Origin of the sequence: Streptomyces agglomeratus (genome assembly GCF_001746415.1) — a bacterium.
Taxonomy (GTDB): Bacteria; Actinomycetota; Actinomycetes; order Streptomycetales; family Streptomycetaceae; genus Streptomyces; species Streptomyces agglomeratus.
Window position 1 is genome coordinate 6,773,811 of the sequence record NZ_MEHJ01000001.1, and the last position, 17,817, is coordinate 6,791,627.

Consider the following 17,817-nt stretch of genomic DNA (forward strand, 5'->3'; position numbering starts at 1 on the left):
CTACAGGTGTAGTTGCCGAGGAGGAGTCATGGCCCCCATCAGCCCCCCGCAGCAGGACCGGCCCCACGCCGTCGTCGTAGGAAGCGGCATCGGCGGCCTGACCGCCGCGGTAGCCCTCCATCAGCGCGGCTGGCGCGTCACCGTCCTGGAGCGCGCCGAGGCCGTCGAAGCGGTCGGCGCCGGCATCGCGCTCGCCCCCAACGGCCACCACGCCCTCGACGTCATCGGCCTGGGCGAGGAGATCCGTGAGCTGGCCGCCTGGCAGGGAGACGGCGGTATGCGTTCCCCCGACGGCCGCTGGCTCGCCCGTACCAACAGCGCCGCCGCCGCCGAGCGCTTCGGCGGTCCCCTCGTCCTCGTCCACCGCGCCACCCTCGTCGACCGCCTCATCGCCCGGCTGCCCGACGGCTCCCTGCGCACCGGGTGCCCGGCGACACCGGCCGACCCCGGAGTGGCGGGCGGCCGCCCCGCCGTGGTCACCACTCCCGACGGGGACATCGAGGCGGACCTCGTCGTCGGCGCCGACGGCATCAACTCCGCGATGCGCCGCGCCCTCTTCCCCCAGCACCCCGGACCCGCCTACTCCGGGATCACCACCTGGCGCGTGGTCGTGCCGGACCTCGGCGTCCCCTTCGCACCGCACGAGTCCTGGGGCCGCGGCTCCCTGTGGGGCAGCCAGCCGCTGAAGGACGGCCGGATCTACGCGTACGCCGCCGCCGTCGCCCCCGCCGGGGACCGGTCACCCGACGGCGAGAAGGCGGAACTCCTGCGCAGGTTCGGCGACTGGCACCAGCCCGTCCCCCGGATCATCGACGCGGCCGGCCCCGGCCAGGTCCTGCGCCACGACGTGCACCACCTGATCACGCCGCTGCCCGCCTTCCACCGTGGCCGGACCGCGCTGCTCGGCGACGCCGCGCACGCCATGTGCCCGATGCTGGGCCAGGGCGGCAACCAGGCCATCGAGGACGGCATCGTCCTCGCCCACCACCTCCCCGACGTGGACGGCCTCGGGACCGGCCTCGCCGCGTACTCCGCCGACCGGCTGCCGCGCACCACCGGCATCGTCCGCCAGTCCGCACGGGTCGCGAAGCTGGTGGCCCTCCGCAGCGCCCCGGCCGTCGCCGTACGCGACACCCTGATGCGCCTCGCCGGCCTCGGCCCGGGCCTCGCCCTGCGCACCTTCGACGGCATCGCGGACTGGCTGCCGCCGCAGCGCACGTATGCTGCCGGGGCGCGGGACCGGCGGGTCCGCGATCACCAGGCACATCAGGCACAGCGTTAGGGAGACCCCCCGTGAAGGTCGGCGTCATCGGGCTCGGAGACATCGCCCAGAAGGCATACCTGCCCGTACTGACCACCCGTCCGGGGCTCGAACTGCACCTTCAGACCCGCACGCCCGCCACCCTCGCGCTCGTCGCCGCGACGTACCGGGTCCCCGGCGAGCAGTGCCACACCGCGCTCGACGCGCTGCTCGCCCAGGGCCTGGACGCCGCCTTCGTGCACGCGCCCACCGCCGTGCACCCCGAGATCGTGACGCGGCTCCTGGAAGCGGGCGTACCGACGTACGTCGACAAGCCGCTCGCCTACGAACTCGCCGCATCCGAGCGGCTCGTACGGCTTGCCGAGGGGCGCGGCGTCAGCCTCGCCGTCGGCTTCAACCGGCGCCTCGCGCCGGGGTACGCGCAGTGCGCCGAGCACCCCCGCGACCTGATCATCATGCAGAAGAACCGCGTCGGCCTGCCGGAGGACCCGCGCACCCTCGTCCTCGACGACTTCATCCACGTCGTCGACACCCTGCGCTTCCTCGTCCCCGGCACGATCGACCACATCGACGTGCGGGCCAGGGTCGAGGAAGGGCTGATGCACCACGTCGTCCTCCAGCTCTCCGGCGACGGGTTCACCGCCATCGGCACCATGAACCGGAGGAACGGCTCCACCGAGGAGATCCTCGAAATCTCCGGCCAGGACACGAAGCGCCAGGTCCTCAACCTCGCCGAGGTCGTCGACCACAGGGGACAGCCGACCGTACGCCGCCGCGGCGACTGGGTCCCGGTGGCCCGTCAGCGCGGCATCGAGCAGTCCGTCGACACGTTCCTCGACGCCGTACGGGCCGGCGAACTCCTCAGCGCCCGGGACGCGCTGCTGACGCACGAGCTGTGCGAGCGGGTGGTCCTGGCGGCGGAGGAGCAGCGCGCCGCCTGAGGGCCCGTACGGCTCCGGCCGCGCCTAGCAGGACCAGCACGGCGAGCGCCCCGTGAACGGGCCAGTCGCCGGCCCTGACGTACACCGTCGAGCCCTCGGCCAGCGGGACGTCGTACACGACCGACGCACTCGCGTCCGTCCCCAGCGGCGAGCCGGCCCGCTCGCCTCGGGGGCCGAACACCGCGCTGACGCCGGTGAGCGTCGCGTGCACCACGGGGCGGCCGTTCTCGGCGGCCCGCAGCGCGGCGAGCGAGGCGTGCTGCTCGGGCGCCCAGCTGTGCTGGAACGTGGACGTCGCCGACTGGGTGACCAGCACCTGCGCGCCGCGCCGGGTCAACTCCCTGCTCATGTCGGGGAACGCCGACTCGAAGCACACCAGAGGACCGACGCGCAGCCCGCCGACGCCGCCGCCGGGGAGCGTCATCACCACGGGGCTCGTACCGCGCCTGCGGTCCTCGCCCGCGGCCTTGCCCACCGCCGTCGCCCAGCCGAGCAGGGAACGCGCCGGAACGTACTCGCCGAAGGGGACCAGGCGCATCTTGTCGTACCGCCCGCCGGTGACGCCCTCCGGGCCGACCAGCACCGAACTCTTGAAGATCCCCGGCCGGTCGGAGCGCCGCGCGTCCACATTGACCAGCACTTCGGCGCCCACCAGGCGGGAGAGGGCGGCGAGCCTGGCCGCGAGGTCGGGCCGCTCGGTCAGGTCCGCCCCGACGCTGCTCTCGCCCCACACCACCAGGTCGGGGTCCCGGCCCGCCAGGTCCCGGGTGAGGGCCTCGCTGAGCGCGAACCGCCGCTCGGGACCGCTGACGACACCCGGCTGTACGACCGCCACCCGTACCCGGCCCGTCTGCTCGGGGCGCGGCGCCCACGCCGACACCGCCCCCACCGCGACGGCGCACGCCACGAGCGCGGCCACCACCGGCCTGCGGGCGGCGGGCGCGGTCAGCAGAACGACGACGCCGGTGTTGACCGCTACCACCAGCAGGCTCACCAGCCACACACCGCCGACCGAGACCAGCCGCAGCGCCGGCGCGACCTGCCACTGGCTCGAACCGAGCAGCCCCCACGGGCCGCCCAAACCCTCCCAGGACCGCACCAGTTCGGCCATCAGCCAGCCGGACGGCACGACGGCGAGCGCGGCCGTCGCACGCCGGACCGACGGCGCGCCGCCCAGCGTCCACCGGACCAGCCAGCCCCACGGCAGCCACAGCAGCGCCAGCAGACCCGCCAGGACCACGATGAACACATGGAGGCTCGGCATCAGCCAGTGATGTACGGCGATCATGAAGCCGGTGGCGCCGAGCCAGCCGTCCAGCGCCGCCCGCCGGCCCGTCGGCGCCGAGCGGATCAGAAGCATCCACGGCACGAGGGCCACGTACGCGAACCACCAGAGGGAGGGCGCGGGGAAGGCGAGCGCGGGCAGGGCTCCGACCGCCACCGCGACGAGGCCGCGCCACCAGGGCGACGACAGCCAGTGCCACCGGCCGGCCGGAATTCGCATGCGCGCGCCTCCTCGTCCTGCCGCTCTGCCCCGTGAGGAGTCCCGGAACAGTCCCTGCCACCAGTGTGGGGGAGCGCGGCGATCGCGGACAGTGTGCCCGCGACCGGCCGGGCGTAACAGGAACCCCGCACGTCAGAGCGTGGTGCGCCGCCACTTCTCCCGTACGACCACCGAGCTGATGCGCCAGCCGTCCTCCGTACGCATCAGGCCGAAGGCGTAGCGTCCGCCCGAGAAGAAGTTGGGCTCCGTCGGCTGCCGCGAGCCGTCGCCGGACGCGGCGCCGTCGGCCGTGGTGTCGTCGGCCTCGATGTCGTCGGGCACGGTTTCGAGCCGCATCGGATTCAGGTAGTCGGCCTGGAGCGCCGCGCGGTCCCCAGCGTTGCCGTCGAGGCGATCGAGCCGCAGCCGCCGGTTGACGATGAGGTGCTGGCGTACGGGAAAGAGCCGCATCGTCTCCGCCAGCCAGCCCGCGACTTCGGCGGCCGGCCCCTCGATGCCACCCGCGGTGCGGTAGTCGGCCCGGCCTCCGGGGGTGAACAGGGCCCGGTAGCCGGACCAGTTGGCGTCGTCCACGGCCACCGCGTATCCGGTGATCACCGCGTCGATGGCCAGGCTGTCCATTACGGTCGCGAGCTCCACACGCTGCGTCATCGGCCCAGTCTCCGGCAGCGGGCGTCCTGAGCCAAGGGCCGCGCACGCCCCCGACCTGACGCCGACGCCTCCCACGGCGGGGGCGGTCGGCTTGAGCGCCGGTGGACAGGGGCTCGGCGATCTCTTGCCGACGGGTCCCTCGTTGAGCATCCGCAGCGTCCGGCGAAGGCGCCGGTGGTGCGGCAGTGGGGCGGCCGGGCTAGGCCGCTTCGGCGACCTCGCCGCGTACGGCCGCGGCCCACTGGAGCAGCAGCGTCTCGTACTCGTCCGCGGGCCATGCCTCGTCGGCGCGCGACTCCACCAGAGCGCGAATGGCTTCATTCGCCTCGGTCAGGGGTCGCACGGAACCAACCGGCGGGGGAGTGCGGTACATGAGACAAGACTACGGCCAGGTACTGACAGTGAGCACCGGAACGGCAGTGTCTTTCCTCGCACTAAGCTTGATCGCCGGGCGCCGGGCGGCGCCGTTCCGGCACACACCAGGAGATCGCACACCTTGTCCGAGCAGCGCGTTCATGCCCAGTCCGTCCCCGGCCGTGAGGGTCTCGACCTGCGAGCCGACTGCGCCGACTGCTTCGGACTGTGCTGTGTCGCACTCGCCTTCACGGCCTCCGCCGACTTCGCGGCCGACAAGGACGCCGGGCAGCCCTGCACCCACCTGCGGACCGACTTCCGCTGCGGCATCCACGAGCGCCTGAGGCCGGAGGGCTACCAGGGCTGCACGGTGTACGAGTGCTTCGGCGCCGGGCAGCGGATATCGCAGATCACGTACGCGGGCCGGGACTGGCGCGAGGCCCCCGGCACCGCCCGGCAGATGTTCGCGCTGCTCCCGGTCGTGCGGCAGCTCCACGAGCTGCTCTGGTACCTCACCGAGGCGCTGGCCCTGGAACCGGCCCGCCCGCTCCACGGCGACCTGCGCGCCGCGCTGACCAGGATCGAGCGCCTCACCGAGGGCACGCCCGGGGAACTGCTCGCCCTGGACGTGGCCGAGCACCGGCAGGAGGTCAACGCGCTTCTTCTGCGTACGAGCGAACTGGTGCGGGCCGGCGCCACGAAGGACGCCAGGGGCAGGAAGAGCGGCAGGAAGAAGGACCGCAGGGGCGCCGACCTCATCGGCGCGAACCTCAGGGGCGCCGACCTGCACGGCGCCAACCTCAGGGGGGCGTACCTGATCGGCGCCGACCTCCGGGGCGCCGACCTGAGGGTGGCCGACCTCATAGGCGCCGACCTCCGCGATGCCGACCTCTCGGGCGCCGACCTCACCGGCGCCTTCTTCCTCACCCAGTCGCAGCTGAACGCGGCGAAGGGCGACGCCGGCACCAGGCTTCCGCCCGCACTGACGCGCCCTGCGCACTGGTGACGAGAGCCGCCCGGATCAGCCCGCCGACTCGCCCGCGTGGGGGCTCAGCGTGTCGGTGCCGACCAGGACGAACAGCAGGATGCCGAGCAGGATCCGGTAGATCACGAACGGCATGAAGCTCTTGGTCGTGATGAACTTCATGAACCACGCGATCACCGCGTACCCGACCACGAAGGCGATGATCGTCGCGAAGATCGTCGGGCCCCAGGACACATGGCCGCCCTCGCTCGCGTCCTTCAGCTCGAAGGCACCGGACGCCAGCACCGCGGGGATGGCCAGCAGGAACGAGTAGCGTGCCGCCGCCTCGCGGGTGTAGCCCATCAGCAGTCCGCCGCTGATCGTCGCGCCGGAGCGGGAGACGCCCGGGATCAGGGCCATGGCCTGGCAGACGCCGAAGATCAGGCCGTCCCGGACGCCCAGCTCCTTGAGCGTCTTGCGCTCCCTGATCGCGCGGTGCTTGCCGCCGGCCTCGTCGCGGGCCGCGAGGCGGTCGGCGATGCCGAGGACGATGCCCATGACGATCAGGGTGGTGGCGATCAGCCGCAGGTCGCGGAAGGGCCCCTCGATGTGGTCCTTGAGGGTGACGCCGAGCACGCCGATGGGGATGGAGCCGACGATGACGAGCCAGCCCATCTGGGCGTCGTGGTCACCGCGCATGGACCGGTCGACGAGGGACTTGCACCACGCGGAGACGATCCGGGCGATGTCCTTGCGGAAGTAGATGAGGACGGCTGCCTCGGTACCGATCTGAGTGATCGCGGTGAAGGCCGCACCGGGGTCGTGCCAGCCGGCGAAGGCGGCTGTCAGTCGCAGGTGGGCGCTCGACGAGATCGGCAGAAACTCGGTGAGCCCCTGGACGAGTCCGAGGATGAATGATTCGAACCAACTCATGGGGCTAATGCCGTCCCGGATGTATTTGCGCAGCGGTGTGCAGCGTGCAGGTGCAGTCAAGGTCAGTTGGTGGGCAGCGTATCGCCCGAAGATGTCGGCGCTGCGGGAAGCCCCCGACTGCGTACCCGATCAGGCGGGGAGGGGGCCCGCGGCCGTCCGGCCGGGCGCCGGGGCGTGCGGGACCGGGAGCGCTTCAGACACCCGGCTGCCCGCCGCGCAGGCGGTGGCGCTTGCGCCAGGCGACCACCGCGGCGGCGAGCCCCGACAGGGCGATGAAGCCCATCGCGATCAGGAAGGCGGGCGAGGTGGGGGACGACGCACTGCTGCCCGCGATGACGTACGCCGCCGTGTTCGGGATCGAACCGATCCCGGTGGCCAGCAGGAACGGGAGCCACCCCATGCGGGAAATGGCCGCGCAGTAGTTGGCCGCCGCGAACGGCACACCGGGGAACAGCCGGATGGCGAGCATCGTACGGAACCCGTGCCGGCTCAGCTGGCCGTCCGCCGCGAGCAGCGCCCGCCCGCGCAGCAGCGGTCGCAGCGCGTCCTGCCCGAGCAAGCGGCCCAGACCGAAGGCGATCCCGGCGCCGACGACCGTTCCGGCGACCGCGGCGGCGAGCCCGGCCTGGGAGCCGAAGAGCGCGCCGGCGGCCAGGTTGAGGATCGGACGCGGTACGAACGCCGCCGTGCACAGCCCGTACGCCGCCCCGAAGAGCACGACGGCGCCCGCGCCGCTCAACTGCGGTGGCCAGCCGGCACTCAGGAGCCGCTGCGGCTCGAAGACCAGCACTGTCGTGAGCGCCGCCGCGAGCATCACCACGAGGAACGACAGCCGGGAGCGAGGGGAGAGCAGCTTTCGCGTGCGGCGGACAGTGAGCCCGGCGGGCGGGGCGGCGGTGTCGAGCATCCGGGGAGACTAACCGACAAGCGGATGTGATCGCCGTAACGCGCACCGCGGGCGCCCGTAAGGCACACCGCACACGCACGTACGCCCACCGCACGCACCCGTGACGCCCACCGCACGCACGGTCCCGCGCGGCCGGCCGGTGACGGATAAATCGTTCGACGTGCCGGGGCCCGTGGGCGAGGATCAGCCCATGTTCAGGCACGCCTTCCCCGCAGCACGGACCGCAGTCGCGGCCGCGCCGAAGGCTGCCGTCCTCACCCTCGACGCAACGGCAGACGCAACGGCAGACGCGACGGCAGTCGCAGCGGCGCTCGCAACCGCAGTGACAGCCGCAGCCGCAGCCACACCCGCAGCAGCGGTCGCCGCTGCCGCAGCGCCCTTCGGCGGCGCCCGAAGCTGACCCTTCCCGGATCGTCCGGCGGACCCCACAGGGGGAGGGTCGGCACGGCCCAGGGGTCCCCTTTCAGCTTCGACCTTCCGAGGAAGATCACCATGCCCAAGACGGCATACGTGCGCACCAAGCCGCACCTCAACATCGGCACCATGGGTCACGTCGACCACGGCAAGACCACCCTGACCGCCGCCATCACCAAGGTCCTCAGCGAGCGCGGGACCGGCACGTTCGTGCCGTTCGACCGCATCGACCGCGCGCCCGAGGAGGCGCAGCGCGGCATCACCATCAACATCGCTCACGTCGAGTACGAGACCGACACCCGCCACTACGCGCACGTCGACATGCCCGGCCACGCCGACTACGTCAAAAACATGGTCACCGGAGCCGCGCAGCTCGACGGTGCGATCCTCGTCGTGTCCGCTCTCGACGGCATCATGCCGCAGACCGCGGAGCACGTCCTGCTCGCCCGCCAGGTCGGGGTCGACCACATCGTCGTCGCCCTCAACAAGGCCGACGCGGGCGATGAGGAGCTGACCGACCTGGTCGAGCTGGAGGTGCGCGACCTGCTGTCCGCGCACGGCTACGGCGGCGACGCGGTGCCGGTCGTGCGCGTGTCCGGGCTCAGGGCGCTGGAGGGCGACTCGCGCTGGACGGCGGCGATCGAGGCGCTGCTGGACGCGGTGGACACGTACGTACCGATCCCCGAACGCTACACGGACGCGCCGTTCCTGATGCCGGTGGAGAACGTACTGACCATCACCGGACGCGGCACCGTCGTCACCGGCGCCGTCGAGCGCGGCACGGTGCGGATCGGCGACCGGGTCGAGGTGCTCGGCGCGGACACCGAGACGGTCGTCACCGGTCTGGAGACGTTCGGCAAGCCGATGGAGTCCGCCGAGGCCGGGGACAACGTGGCGCTGCTGCTGCGTGGTCTCCCGCGCGACGCGGTGCGCCGCGGTCACGTGGTGGCCGCGCCCGGGAGCGTCACGCCCACCCGGCGCTTCACGGCGCAGGTGTACGTCCTCTCGGCGCGGGAGGGCGGCCGTACGACGCCCGTCAGCAGTGGCTACCGGCCGCAGTTCTACATCCGCACCGCGGACGTGGTCGGCGATATCGACCTCGGCGCGACGGCTGTCGCGCGGCCCGGCGACACGGTCACCGTGACCGTCGAGCTGGGTCGTGAGGTGCCGCTCGAGCCGGGCCTCGGTTTCGCGATCCGCGAGGGCGGGCGCACGGTCGGCGCGGGGACGGTGACGGGCCTGCTCGCCTGAGGGGGCTTCGCTTCTCCGTGTGTCCTCGAACGCCGGACGGGTTCGAATCCGCCGCTCACGAGCGTGCGCTTGCGGCCCGTCCGGCGTCTGGGAGCGCGGGCGGGAGCCCGGTCCAGGGCGGTGCCGCGGTCCGGAACGCGTGTCCGGGAGGCGCATGCCGCGGTCCGGAGCGGGTGTCCGGGCGGCGCACAATGGTGAGGTGGACGAGCCGATACCCGTGATCCGTGACGTGGACTGGGGCACCGCCAAGCTGATGCCCGACGTGGACCGGCCGAGGGCCTGGCTGCTGACGGTCGACGGCGCGCCCCAGTCGTACGTCGACCTCGACGTTCCCTCCCACCTGGAGTTCGAGTACGCCCGCCGGCTCGCCCACGTCGTCGACTGCGCGGCCGTCGAGGGCGCACCCCTCGACGTACTGCATCTCGGCGGCGGCGGCCTGTCGCTGCCCCGCTACACGGCCGCCACCCGGCCGGGCTCGCGCCAGGACGTGGTGGAGGCCGACCGGGGACTGCTGGCGCTGGTGGCGGAGCATCTGCCGCTGCCGGACGGTTCCGGTGTACGGGTGCACGGCGCCGACGCCCGCGAGTGGCTCGAAAACGCCCCCGAGGCGTCCGCCGACGTCATCGTCGCGGACGTCTTCGGCGGCTCCCGGGTGCCCGCGCACCTCACGTCCGTCGAGTACGCGCGCCTGGCGGAGCGCGTCCTGCGCCCCGGCGGCACCTACGCCGCCAACCTCGCCGACGGTGCGCCGTTCGCCTTCCTGCGCTCCCAAGTGGCCACCTTCGCAGCCGTCTTCGAAGAGATCGCGCTGATCGCCGAGCCGGGGGTGCTGCGCGGCCGCCGCTTCGGCAACGCGGTGCTGATCGCCTCCCACGCTCCCGTCGACACGGCGGCCCTCGCCCGCAGGACCGCCTCCGACGTGTTCCCCGCGCGCGTGGAGAGCGGGCCTTCGCTGGCGCGCTTCACCAGGGGCGCGAAGGCCGTACGCGACACAGACGCGGTGGAGTCACCCGAGCCGCCCGGTGGCGCCTTCGGCATCGGCTGACACGGCCAGCGCCGCCGCGTCCGCCTTCGCCACTTCACGCGTACGGCGCGTCAGATTCCGTACGTCGGGGACGAACAGCACCGCGGCCGTCACGAGAACCACCAGCGCCGCGCACCCCCAGAGCGCCGTGCCGCGCCCCACGACGCCCTCGACGGGTCCTGCCACCGCCGTCGCCAGGGGCAGCATCGCGACCGACCCGAACCAGTCGTACGCCGACACCCGCGAGAACTTCTCCTCCGGGATCTCCTGGTGCAGCGCCGTCATCCAGGAGACGCCGAACACCTCGATCGCGACTCCGCTCACGAACATCACCGCGGCGAGGCCGGCCACCGGCAGCGGCACGGCGAGCGCCGCCGACGGCAGAGCGAGCGGGAAGACGCACAGCGTTCCGGCGAGCAGCAGGCGGCGGGGCTTCCAGCGCATCATCATCAGCGCGCCGCCGAGCGTGCCGACGCCGAAGGCGGCCAGAGCGAGGCCCCAGGGCGCCGCGCCGCCCAGTTCGTCCTCCGCGACCAGCGGTCCGTACACCGCCTCGGCGGCTCCGACGACCGCGACGACGACCGAGAACTGCGCGACGATGCTCCACAGCCAGGGCCGTCCGACGACCTCCCGCCAGCCTTCGCGCAGGTCGGACAGCATGCCGCCGCCGGGCTCGCGCGGCCGGATGTGGCTCACGTCGAGGAAGGCGCGCAGCGCTCCGGCGAAGGCGAACGCGGCGGCGTCGACGGCGAGGACCCAGCCGGGGCCGACCGCGGCGATCAGCGCACCGCCCAGCGCGGCGCCGCCGATGGCCGCGCCGTGCATGGCCATGCGGAAGAGAGCGAAGGCGCGGTTGGCCTGTTCGCCGCTGACGCTCGACAGCAGCATGCCCTCGGCCGCCGGGTTGAAGAACGCCTGTCCCGCGCCGCACAGGGCGGTGAGGAGCATCATCTGCCACAGCTGGGGGTCGCCCGTCAGGACGAGGAAGGCGAACGCCGCCTGCGAGACGCAGTTGAGGGCGTTGGCGGCGACCATCACACGGTGGCGCGGCAGCCGGTCGGCGATCGCGCCGCCTATGAGCAGGAAGAGGACGAGTGGCAGCGTACGGGCGGCCGCCACCAGGCCCACGTCGCCACCGTCGCCGCCCGACTCCAGGACCGCGAACGCCGCCGCGATCAGAGCACCGTGGGTGCCCAGGCTCGTCACGATCGCGGAGGCGGTCAGCAGGACGTAGTTGCGGCCGGCCCACTCGGGGCGGCGGGACCGGCGGGGAACGGCGGCGGGAGAGGTCACCTCGGGACTATCGCTGCCGTCCCCCGCCCTTGCCAAACCGATTGAGCGACAGATACGCGCTTGATTCAGCCGAGTACGCCGGATTCCGGCGCGCACGTCTGATTCAGCCCGCGCACGTCCGGGTCGGCCGCGCACGTCCGGGTCGGCCGCGTACGCCCGGGTCGGCCGCGCACGTCCGGGTCGGCCGCGTACGCCGGGGTCAGCCGCCCAGCCGGACGGTGCCGAGGATCCGCTTGATGGTCGCCTCCGGCAGCTCGTCCTTGACACCCTTCGAGGTGAACAGGCTCCAGACGGCGAAGTCACCCTTGGCGTTCTTGAAGGCGAAGGCGATCGACTTGCCGTCGGTGTCGCACTTGGTCTTCTTCTCGACGCCGGTGACCGTGGCGACGGAGACGCTGCCCTTGAGCCCGGACGTGGTGGTGAACGGCGTGGCCTTGGAGACCTTGAAGGTGCCGGTCTCCTTCTGGTCGTACGCCGCGAATACCCACCCGGCGGCCACGTTCTCGGCCTCCGGACCCGCCTTGCCCGCCCCGTTCGCGCCGCGTGACCCCGCCGAGCCGAGCAGCGTGTTCTTGCCGCACCATCCGCTCTTGAAGTACGCCGGAGCCGACATCGAGATGAGCGGCTTGTCCTTGTCGTCCGAGTAGCTGATGGTCAGCCCGGGCGACTTCACGTCCCACTCCGGCGGAACGTCGAAGCGAGTGCCGTACTTCGGGTTGGTCACGACCTGCCAGCCGGGGATCGTCGGTTTGGCCTCCTCGACCGAACCGCCGCGCGGATTCTCGGCGGTGGGCGGGGGACTGGCAGGCGCCTCGGAAGTGACGGTGGGCGACGACTCGGCCGGCGCCCTGCCGTCGGCCCCGGTGGTCCCGCCCTCGTCGTCCTTGCCCAGGATCACCACGCCGACGACCACGGCCGCAGCGGCCACGGCGGTCGCCGCGACGACGGCCACGACGGTGGTCCTCTTCCGGCCGCCGTCCGGTGGCCGCGGACCGCCCGGCGGCATCGCGGGCGCGTACGGCGGCGGCGTGACCGGCTGCTGGTAGGGGTTCGGCTGCTGGTAAGGGTTCGGCTGAGGATGTCCGGCGTGCGGATGGCCGGCCGGCTGGTAGCCGTGCTGCTGGTGACCGGGCTGGGAGTGACCGGGCTGCCGGCCCCCCGGCTGCGGGTGCGGCTGCTGCTGGTAGCCGGGCTGCTGGTACGGGTTCTGGTTCGCGTCCTGCGGGTTCTGCTCGCCCCCGGGCGGCTGCTGTCCTGGCCACATGGCCAGTAACGATAGAGGTGCCCCGGCGCGCTGTTGACGTCCGCCCCGTGAAGGGATGGCCAAGCTTGCCTACTCGTGGGTAACATCGCACCGCATGAGCGCAGATCAGATGTCCGTCGGCGAGATGCTCGTCGCCACGGTTCCCATGGCCCGTACCCTCAACCTCGAATTCCTGGAGACCACTGCGGAGCGCGCCGTGGTCCGCCTGCCGGACCAGGCCGACTACCACAACCACGTGGGCGGCCCGCACGCCGGCGCCATGTTCACCCTCGCCGAGTCGGCGAGCGGCGCTATCGTCATCGCTGCCTTCGGTGACCAGCTGTCGCGGGCCGTGCCGCTCGCCGTCAAGGCCGAGATCGGGTACAAGAAGCTCGCCATGGGCGTGGTCACCGCCACCGCGACCCTCGGCCGCCCGGTGGCGGACGTCGTCGCGGAGCTCGACGCCGGGCAGCGCCCCGAGTTCCCCGTCGAGATCTCCATCCGGCGCGAGGACGGCGCCGTGACGGGCGAGATGACGGTCGTATGGACCCTGCGCCCCAACAGCTGACGGGGGCGTGTGACAGGTGCGACCTCCCCGACGCCGTCACCGGGTGACGAGGTCCGGGTAGGCTGCCCGCCGTGCGCCACGGGGGCGCACGGCGGTCAGCCGCACCTTCCACGACGACAGGAACCGGCGTTGCACATCACGGAGTGGCTCGAGACCATCCCCGCGGTCAGCATTTACCTCCTGGTGGGGATCGTTATCGGGCTGGAGAGTCTGGGCATTCCGCTGCCGGGCGAGATCGTTCTCGTCAGTTCGGCCCTGCTAGCCTCCCAGCACGGCGACATCAACCCGTACGTGCTCGGCGCGTGCGCCACGGCGGGCGCCATCATCGGTGACTCGATCGGCTACGCGATCGGGCGCAGGGGCGGCAGGCCACTGCTCACGAAACTGGGCCGGAAGTTCCCCAAGCACTTCAGCGAGTCCAATATCGCGATGGCGGAGCGGTCGTTCGAGAAGTGGGGCATGTGGGCGGTCTTCTTCGGCCGCTTCGTGGCGCTGCTGCGGATCTTCGCGGGACCGCTGGCGGGCGTACTGCGCATGCCGTACTGGAAGTTCCTCATCGCCAACGTTTTCGGCGGCATCCTCTGGGCGGGCGGCACCACGGCCGTCATCTACTCGGTGGGCGTGGTCGCCGAGGCGTGGCTCAAGCGCTTCTCGTGGCTGGGCCTGGTGGTCGCCGTACTGTTCGGTCTCACCTCGATGCTCGTGCTGAAGAACCGCGCGAAGAAGGCCGCCGCCGAGGCGGAGGCGCGTTCCGAGGAAGCGGAGGCGGAGGCGCAGGTGCGGCCCGACGGGCTGACGCAGGCGCAGTCCGGGACCGCGGACCGGTCGGCGAAGGCCGCCGCGTCGGACACGGGCGCCGCGTCGGAGAAGGTCTCGGCGACCACCGAATGACGGCCTCCCGCCCCGGCTAGTCCGCGTGTGCCTCGCGGTGGCCCTTGGCCAGCTCCAGGTACATCGCGGCGTTCAGCTTGATGCCCTCGCGCTCCTCGTCCGTCAGTTCCCGCCTCACCTTGGCGGGTACGCCCGCGACCAGCGAGCCCGGGGGCACTCGCATGCCCTGGGGCACGAGCGCCTGCGCCGCGATCAGCGAACCCGCGCCGATGTGCGCGCCGTTGAGCACCGTGGCCCCCATGCCGACCAGTACGTCGTCCTCCACGGTGCAGCCGTGGAGGACGGCGTTGTGGCCCACCGAGACGCGGTCGCCGATCGTGACGGGGAAGCCCGGGTCCACGTGCACCGTGCAGTTGTCCTGGATGTTGCTGTCGGCGCCGAGGACGATCGGACCGCAGTCGGCGCGCAGCACGGTGTGGTACCAGACGCTGGCGCCCGCACCGAGGAGGACGTCCCCGAGAACGACGGACGTCGGCGCGGCGAAGGCCGACGGGGCGATCCTCGGCTCCTTGCCGCCCACCCCGGTGATCAAAGCCTGCTCTGCCATCCCGTGCTCCTCGGTGCTTCTGTGGCTTGTGTGCCGGTCGGTCGCGCCAGGGGAACCGTAAGCGACGGCCTTCGCCGTCGGCATGCCGGGTGGGGCGAACATCACAGCGGACCCCTCCGGGCCGTGTGCGTCCCGCCGACTACCGTGTGCGGGTGCCGAAGAACAGAAACACGTTCTCATCGTTGTCCGCCCTGGCCGCCTGGCGCCGTCGCCTGGTGACCAGCGCCGTGCACGGCGGCTGGCGCCGGCTCCAGCAGGCCGGGGCGGTCACCGCCGAGCGCCCGGGACGGCTGCGCTTCGGTTCGATCGGCGCCGGTACGAAGCTCGCCTTCCCGCAGGGCACCGTGTTCGGCGAGGAGTGGATCCACCTGGGCGACCACTGCATCATCGGTGAGCAGGTCACGCTGACCGCGGGCATGATGCCCGGCCTCGACCTCGGCCCCGACCCGATTCTGCGGCTCGGCAACGGTGTGGTCCTCGGCCGGGGCAGTCACGTCATCGCCGACACGACGGTGACCATCGCGGACGACTGTTACTTCGGCCCGTACGTGTACGTCACGTCCACGAACCACAGTTACGACGATCCGGACGTTCCCGTCGGCAAGCAGTGGCCGCGCACGGACCCCGTGGAGATAGGCCCGGGCTGCTGGATCGGCACGGGCGCCGTGATACTGCCGGGCGCGCGCATCGGGCGCAACGTCGTCGTCGCGGCGGGTGCTGTCGTACGGGGCGAGGTGCCCGACCACGCGGTGGTCGCCGGGGCGCCGGCCCGCGTCGTACGCCGCTGGGACGCGGAGACGGGCTGGCAGCCGCCGCTGCGGACGCCCGCGCCCGTACCGATCCCCGAAGGGGTCACTCCTGAGCAACTGCTGGCGCTGGCCGAGCTGGAGGCGGAGGCCGCCGAGTGAGACGCCGCTATCCGGCGGCGAGCAGGACCGTGCCCACCACCGCCAGCCCCGCCCCGGCCGCCTGCACCGCGCGCAGGCGTTCCTTGAGCAGGACGAGGGCGCACAGCACGGTCACCACCGGGTAGAGGTTCGCCAGTACGGCGGCGACGGTGACGGGGCCGGTCTGCGCGGCGATGGAGTACGTGCCGTTCGCCGCGACGTCCGCGAGACCGACGAACGCCAGAGCGGGCAGGGAGGAGAGGATCACGCGCATCCCGCCGTTCTCGGGAAGCGCCTTCGCGCCGCGCTTCACGGACACGTACAGCGCCGCCCCGCCGACCGCCACGTTGGTCACGCGCTGGACGAACAGTGCGAGGAACAACCCGGTGAGGGTGGTGGACGCCTCGGCGATCAGGGCCAGCACCGCGCCGAAACCGACGGCCGCGACCAGGGTCAGTACGATCGCCTGCCGCTGCACCGGCGCCCCCCGCAGCTGAGGACCGCTCGCCAGCACCACCCCCGCGACCGCCACCGCGATGCCCGCGAACTGGAGCAGCCCGGGACGCTCGCCGAGGACCAGCCCGACGGTGACGGGTACCGCGACGCCTACCGAACCGAGCGGTGAGACGACGCCCATGGGGCCGAGCGCGAGCGCTTTGTAGAAGCAGAGCATCGCGACGGGCCCGACCGCGCCGGCCGCGACGGCGAACCACAGCTGGGACCCGGCCTCGCTCCAGCCGCCGGTCGCCACGACGACGGCGCCCAGAACGACCACGGCGACGGCCTGGGACACGACCACGACGGTCAGTGCGGGCGCACGTCGTGTCATCAGCCCGCCGCCGAAGTCGGCCAGCCCCCACAGGAGGCTTGTGGCCAGGGCGAAGAGTGCGGTCATGGCGGGGGCCTCGCAGTACAGTGTGATGAACGGTTCGGTACACCAGACCGTAGTGCATTGCATTGAACTATGTCATCCAAAATATTGGACGGAATGTGTCGGACCTCGACCAGCTCACGCAGTCGCTCGCCCGGAATCTCAAGCGCTGGCGGGGCGAACGCGGCTTCACCCTGGACGCGCTGGCCGCCCGCGCGGGCGTCAGCCGGGGCATGATCATTCAAATCGAGCAGGCGCGTACGAATCCGAGTGTCGGTACGACGGTGAAGCTCGCCGACGCCCTCGGGGTGAGCATCACGACGCTCCTCGACTACGAACAGGGCCACCAGGTCCGGGTCGTACCGCCGGAGCAGGCGGCCCGCATGTGGTCCACGGACGCCGGCAGCCACACCACCCTGCTCGTGGGCACCGAGGCGCGCGGTCCGCTCGAACTGTGGAGCTGGCGGCTGATGCCCGGCGACAGCAGCATGTCCGACCCGCACCCCGAGGGGACGGTCGAACTGCTGCACGTCACGGCGGGCGAACTGACGCTCGTGGTCGAGGGGAAGCGCCACATCGTGCCCGCGGGCGCCTCCGTGACATTCGAGGCGAGTGTGGAGCACGGGTACCGCAACGAGGGCTCCGAGGCGGTCGGGATGACGATGGCCGTCTCCATCCCGCCCGCACGCTGAGACAGCCGGGACGCGGGCGGGATCGAGGGCGCCGGCGGGTGAGTCCGGCGGCCCGCTCAGCCGAGCCGGGGGATCTCGATCGCCGGGCAGCGGTCCATGACCATGTCTAGGCCCGCCGCGCGGGTGCGCTCGTACGCCGCTTCGTCGATCACGCCGAGCTGGAACCAGACCGCCTTCGCGCCGATCGCCGTCGCCTCGTCCGCGACGCCGCCCGCGAGGGCGCTGTTGACGAACACGTCCACGACGTCGACCGGGAACGGGATGTCGGCCAGCGACGCGTATCCCTGCTCGCCGTGGACCGTCTCGGCCTTGGGGTGCACCGGCACGACGCGCTTGCCGTAGCGCTGGAGCACCTCGGCGACGCCGTACGCCGCACGGGAGCGGTTGCTGGACAGGCCCACCACCGCCCAGGTGTCGCCGGACTGCGTGAGGATCTTGCGGATCGTTGCCGGGTCGCCGTACACGCGCTGCCTCCTGGGGTTGAAAGGTCACTGCTCGCGATCAACGGGCGGCGCGATACGGACATTCCCGGGAAGGGGGGCGAGCTGTTCCCGGGTGCGCGTGCGAGCTGTTCCCCGGAAGTCGTACGAGCTGTTCCCGGGACGCGTTACCGGCTGTTCC

19 protein-coding genes are annotated in these 17,817 nt (G+C 72.3%); 9 read left to right on the top strand and 10 right to left on the bottom strand.

Annotation, left to right across the window (positions count from 1 at the left end):
- The first annotated feature begins 28 nt into the window (after positions 1–28).
- Both AS594_RS29550 and AS594_RS29555 read left to right on the top strand, forming a co-directional pair.
- A complete protein-coding gene (locus AS594_RS29550) occupies positions 29–1,282 on the top strand; it encodes an FAD-dependent monooxygenase (RefSeq protein ID WP_069935493.1) in 1,254 nt (417 codons plus the stop codon).
- A gap of 11 nt (positions 1,283–1,293) precedes the next feature.
- A complete protein-coding gene (locus AS594_RS29555; protein ID WP_069929869.1) occupies positions 1,294–2,202 on the top strand; it encodes a Gfo/Idh/MocA family protein in 909 nt (302 codons plus the stop codon).
- Here the strand turns inward: AS594_RS29555 and lnt are convergent.
- The 3 genes from lnt to AS594_RS44790 all read right to left on the bottom strand — a co-directional run bounded on the left by lnt (position 2,123) and on the right by AS594_RS44790 (position 4,700).
- Entirely contained in the window at positions 2,123–3,706 is a 1,584-nt protein-coding gene (lnt, locus tag AS594_RS29560) for an apolipoprotein N-acyltransferase (RefSeq protein ID WP_069929870.1), read from the bottom strand. The two genes, AS594_RS29555 and lnt, sit on opposite strands and share 80 nt — an antisense overlap.
- A 132-nt stretch (positions 3,707–3,838) precedes the next feature.
- Entirely contained in the window at positions 3,839–4,357 is a 519-nt protein-coding gene (locus AS594_RS29565; RefSeq protein ID WP_069929871.1) for a nuclear transport factor 2 family protein, read from the bottom strand.
- A 199-nt stretch (positions 4,358–4,556) separates the two neighbouring features.
- Complete coding sequence (locus AS594_RS44790) at positions 4,557–4,700, bottom strand: hypothetical protein (protein WP_167367943.1); 144 nt, start codon at positions 4,698–4,700, stop codon at positions 4,557–4,559.
- Positions 4,701–4,853: 153 nt separating this feature from the next.
- Here AS594_RS44790 and AS594_RS29570 point away from each other — a divergent pair, with 153 nt between their 5' ends.
- Positions 4,854–5,717: a pentapeptide repeat-containing protein gene (locus tag AS594_RS29570; RefSeq protein ID WP_069929872.1), complete on the top strand. Its 864-nt coding sequence runs from the start codon at positions 4,854–4,856 to the stop codon at positions 5,715–5,717.
- 15 nt (positions 5,718–5,732) lie between these two features.
- Here the strand turns inward: AS594_RS29570 and AS594_RS29575 are convergent, their stop codons facing one another.
- Together AS594_RS29575 and AS594_RS29580 are read right to left on the bottom strand one after the other, a co-directional pair.
- A complete protein-coding gene (locus AS594_RS29575) occupies positions 5,733–6,608 on the bottom strand; it encodes an undecaprenyl-diphosphate phosphatase (RefSeq protein WP_069929873.1) in 876 nt (291 codons plus the stop codon).
- Positions 6,609–6,801: 193 nt separating this feature from the next.
- The gene (locus AS594_RS29580; RefSeq protein ID WP_069929874.1) at positions 6,802–7,515 is read right to left on the bottom strand and encodes a TVP38/TMEM64 family protein; all 714 of its coding nucleotides are present in this window, start codon (positions 7,513–7,515) and stop codon (positions 6,802–6,804) included.
- Between the two features lie 492 nt (positions 7,516–8,007).
- Between AS594_RS29580 and tuf the strand changes: the two genes are divergently transcribed.
- Together tuf and AS594_RS29590 are read left to right on the top strand one after the other, a co-directional pair.
- Positions 8,008–9,180, top strand: coding sequence for an elongation factor Tu (gene tuf / locus AS594_RS29585; RefSeq protein WP_069932124.1), 1,173 nt, complete (start codon positions 8,008–8,010; stop codon positions 9,178–9,180).
- 199 nt (positions 9,181–9,379) lie between these two features.
- Positions 9,380–10,225, top strand: coding sequence for a spermidine synthase (locus AS594_RS29590; protein WP_069930866.1), 846 nt, complete (start codon positions 9,380–9,382; stop codon positions 10,223–10,225).
- On the opposite strand, the gene AS594_RS29595 is transcribed toward AS594_RS29590, so the two are convergent.
- The gene (locus tag AS594_RS29595) at positions 10,187–11,497 is read right to left on the bottom strand and encodes an MFS transporter (protein WP_069935494.1); all 1,311 of its coding nucleotides are present in this window, start codon (positions 11,495–11,497) and stop codon (positions 10,187–10,189) included. The two genes, AS594_RS29590 and AS594_RS29595, sit on opposite strands and share 39 nt — an antisense overlap.
- Before the next feature lie 199 nt (positions 11,498–11,696).
- Positions 11,697–12,761 (bottom strand): DUF8017 domain-containing protein, encoded by a 1,065-nt coding sequence (locus AS594_RS29600; RefSeq protein WP_069935495.1) that lies wholly within the window; start codon positions 12,759–12,761, stop codon positions 11,697–11,699.
- 109 nt (positions 12,762–12,870) lie between these two features.
- Here AS594_RS29600 and AS594_RS29605 point away from each other — a divergent pair, with 109 nt between their 5' ends.
- Together AS594_RS29605 and AS594_RS29610 are read left to right on the top strand one after the other, a co-directional pair.
- Positions 12,871–13,308 (top strand): DUF4442 domain-containing protein, encoded by a 438-nt coding sequence (locus AS594_RS29605; RefSeq protein WP_069929878.1) that lies wholly within the window; start codon positions 12,871–12,873, stop codon positions 13,306–13,308.
- Positions 13,309–13,437: 129 nt separating this feature from the next.
- The gene (locus AS594_RS29610) at positions 13,438–14,199 is read left to right on the top strand and encodes a DedA family protein (protein WP_079144338.1); all 762 of its coding nucleotides are present in this window, start codon (positions 13,438–13,440) and stop codon (positions 14,197–14,199) included.
- 16 nt (positions 14,200–14,215) lie between these two features.
- On the opposite strand, the gene AS594_RS29615 is transcribed toward AS594_RS29610, so the two are convergent.
- Positions 14,216–14,746 (bottom strand): gamma carbonic anhydrase family protein, encoded by a 531-nt coding sequence (locus AS594_RS29615; RefSeq protein WP_069930867.1) that lies wholly within the window; start codon positions 14,744–14,746, stop codon positions 14,216–14,218.
- A 152-nt stretch (positions 14,747–14,898) separates the two neighbouring features.
- Here AS594_RS29615 and AS594_RS29620 point away from each other — a divergent pair, with 152 nt between their 5' ends.
- Positions 14,899–15,654 (top strand): acyltransferase, encoded by a 756-nt coding sequence (locus tag AS594_RS29620; protein ID WP_069930868.1) that lies wholly within the window; start codon positions 14,899–14,901, stop codon positions 15,652–15,654.
- 7 nt (positions 15,655–15,661) lie between these two features.
- Here the strand turns inward: AS594_RS29620 and AS594_RS29625 are convergent, their stop codons facing one another.
- Entirely contained in the window at positions 15,662–16,528 is an 867-nt protein-coding gene (locus AS594_RS29625) for a DMT family transporter (RefSeq protein ID WP_069935996.1), read from the bottom strand.
- Between the two features lie 95 nt (positions 16,529–16,623).
- Between AS594_RS29625 and AS594_RS29630 the strand changes: the two genes are divergently transcribed.
- Entirely contained in the window at positions 16,624–17,196 is a 573-nt protein-coding gene (locus AS594_RS29630) for a helix-turn-helix domain-containing protein (RefSeq protein ID WP_069935496.1), read from the top strand.
- A 56-nt stretch (positions 17,197–17,252) separates the two neighbouring features.
- Here AS594_RS29630 and AS594_RS29635 read toward each other — a convergent pair whose 3' ends face one another.
- Positions 17,253–17,660 (bottom strand): CoA-binding protein, encoded by a 408-nt coding sequence (locus tag AS594_RS29635; RefSeq protein WP_069929881.1) that lies wholly within the window; start codon positions 17,658–17,660, stop codon positions 17,253–17,255.
- Positions 17,661–17,817 lie beyond the last annotated feature (157 nt).

Excerpts from the sequence above, each read along its gene's own strand:
- AS594_RS29550 (WP_069935493.1), top strand. The coding sequence starts at position 29 with ATGGCCCCCATCAGCCCCCCGCAGCAGGACCGGCCCCACGCCGTCGTC.
- lnt (WP_069929870.1), bottom strand. The coding sequence starts at position 3,706 with ATGCGAATTCCGGCCGGCCGGTGGCACTGGCTGTCGTCGCCCTGGTGG.
- AS594_RS29565 (WP_069929871.1), bottom strand. The coding sequence starts at position 4,357 with ATGACGCAGCGTGTGGAGCTCGCGACCGTAATGGACAGCCTGGCCATC.
- AS594_RS29575 (WP_069929873.1), bottom strand. The coding sequence starts at position 6,608 with ATGAGTTGGTTCGAATCATTCATCCTCGGACTCGTCCAGGGGCTCACC.
- AS594_RS29580 (WP_069929874.1), bottom strand. The coding sequence starts at position 7,515 with ATGCTCGACACCGCCGCCCCGCCCGCCGGGCTCACTGTCCGCCGCACG.
- tuf (WP_069932124.1), top strand. The coding sequence starts at position 8,008 with ATGCCCAAGACGGCATACGTGCGCACCAAGCCGCACCTCAACATCGGC.
- AS594_RS29600 (WP_069935495.1), bottom strand. The coding sequence starts at position 12,761 with ATGTGGCCAGGACAGCAGCCGCCCGGGGGCGAGCAGAACCCGCAGGAC.
- AS594_RS29605 (WP_069929878.1), top strand. The coding sequence starts at position 12,871 with ATGTCCGTCGGCGAGATGCTCGTCGCCACGGTTCCCATGGCCCGTACC.
- AS594_RS29615 (WP_069930867.1), bottom strand. The coding sequence starts at position 14,746 with ATGGCAGAGCAGGCTTTGATCACCGGGGTGGGCGGCAAGGAGCCGAGG.
- AS594_RS29625 (WP_069935996.1), bottom strand. The coding sequence starts at position 16,528 with ATGACCGCACTCTTCGCCCTGGCCACAAGCCTCCTGTGGGGGCTGGCC.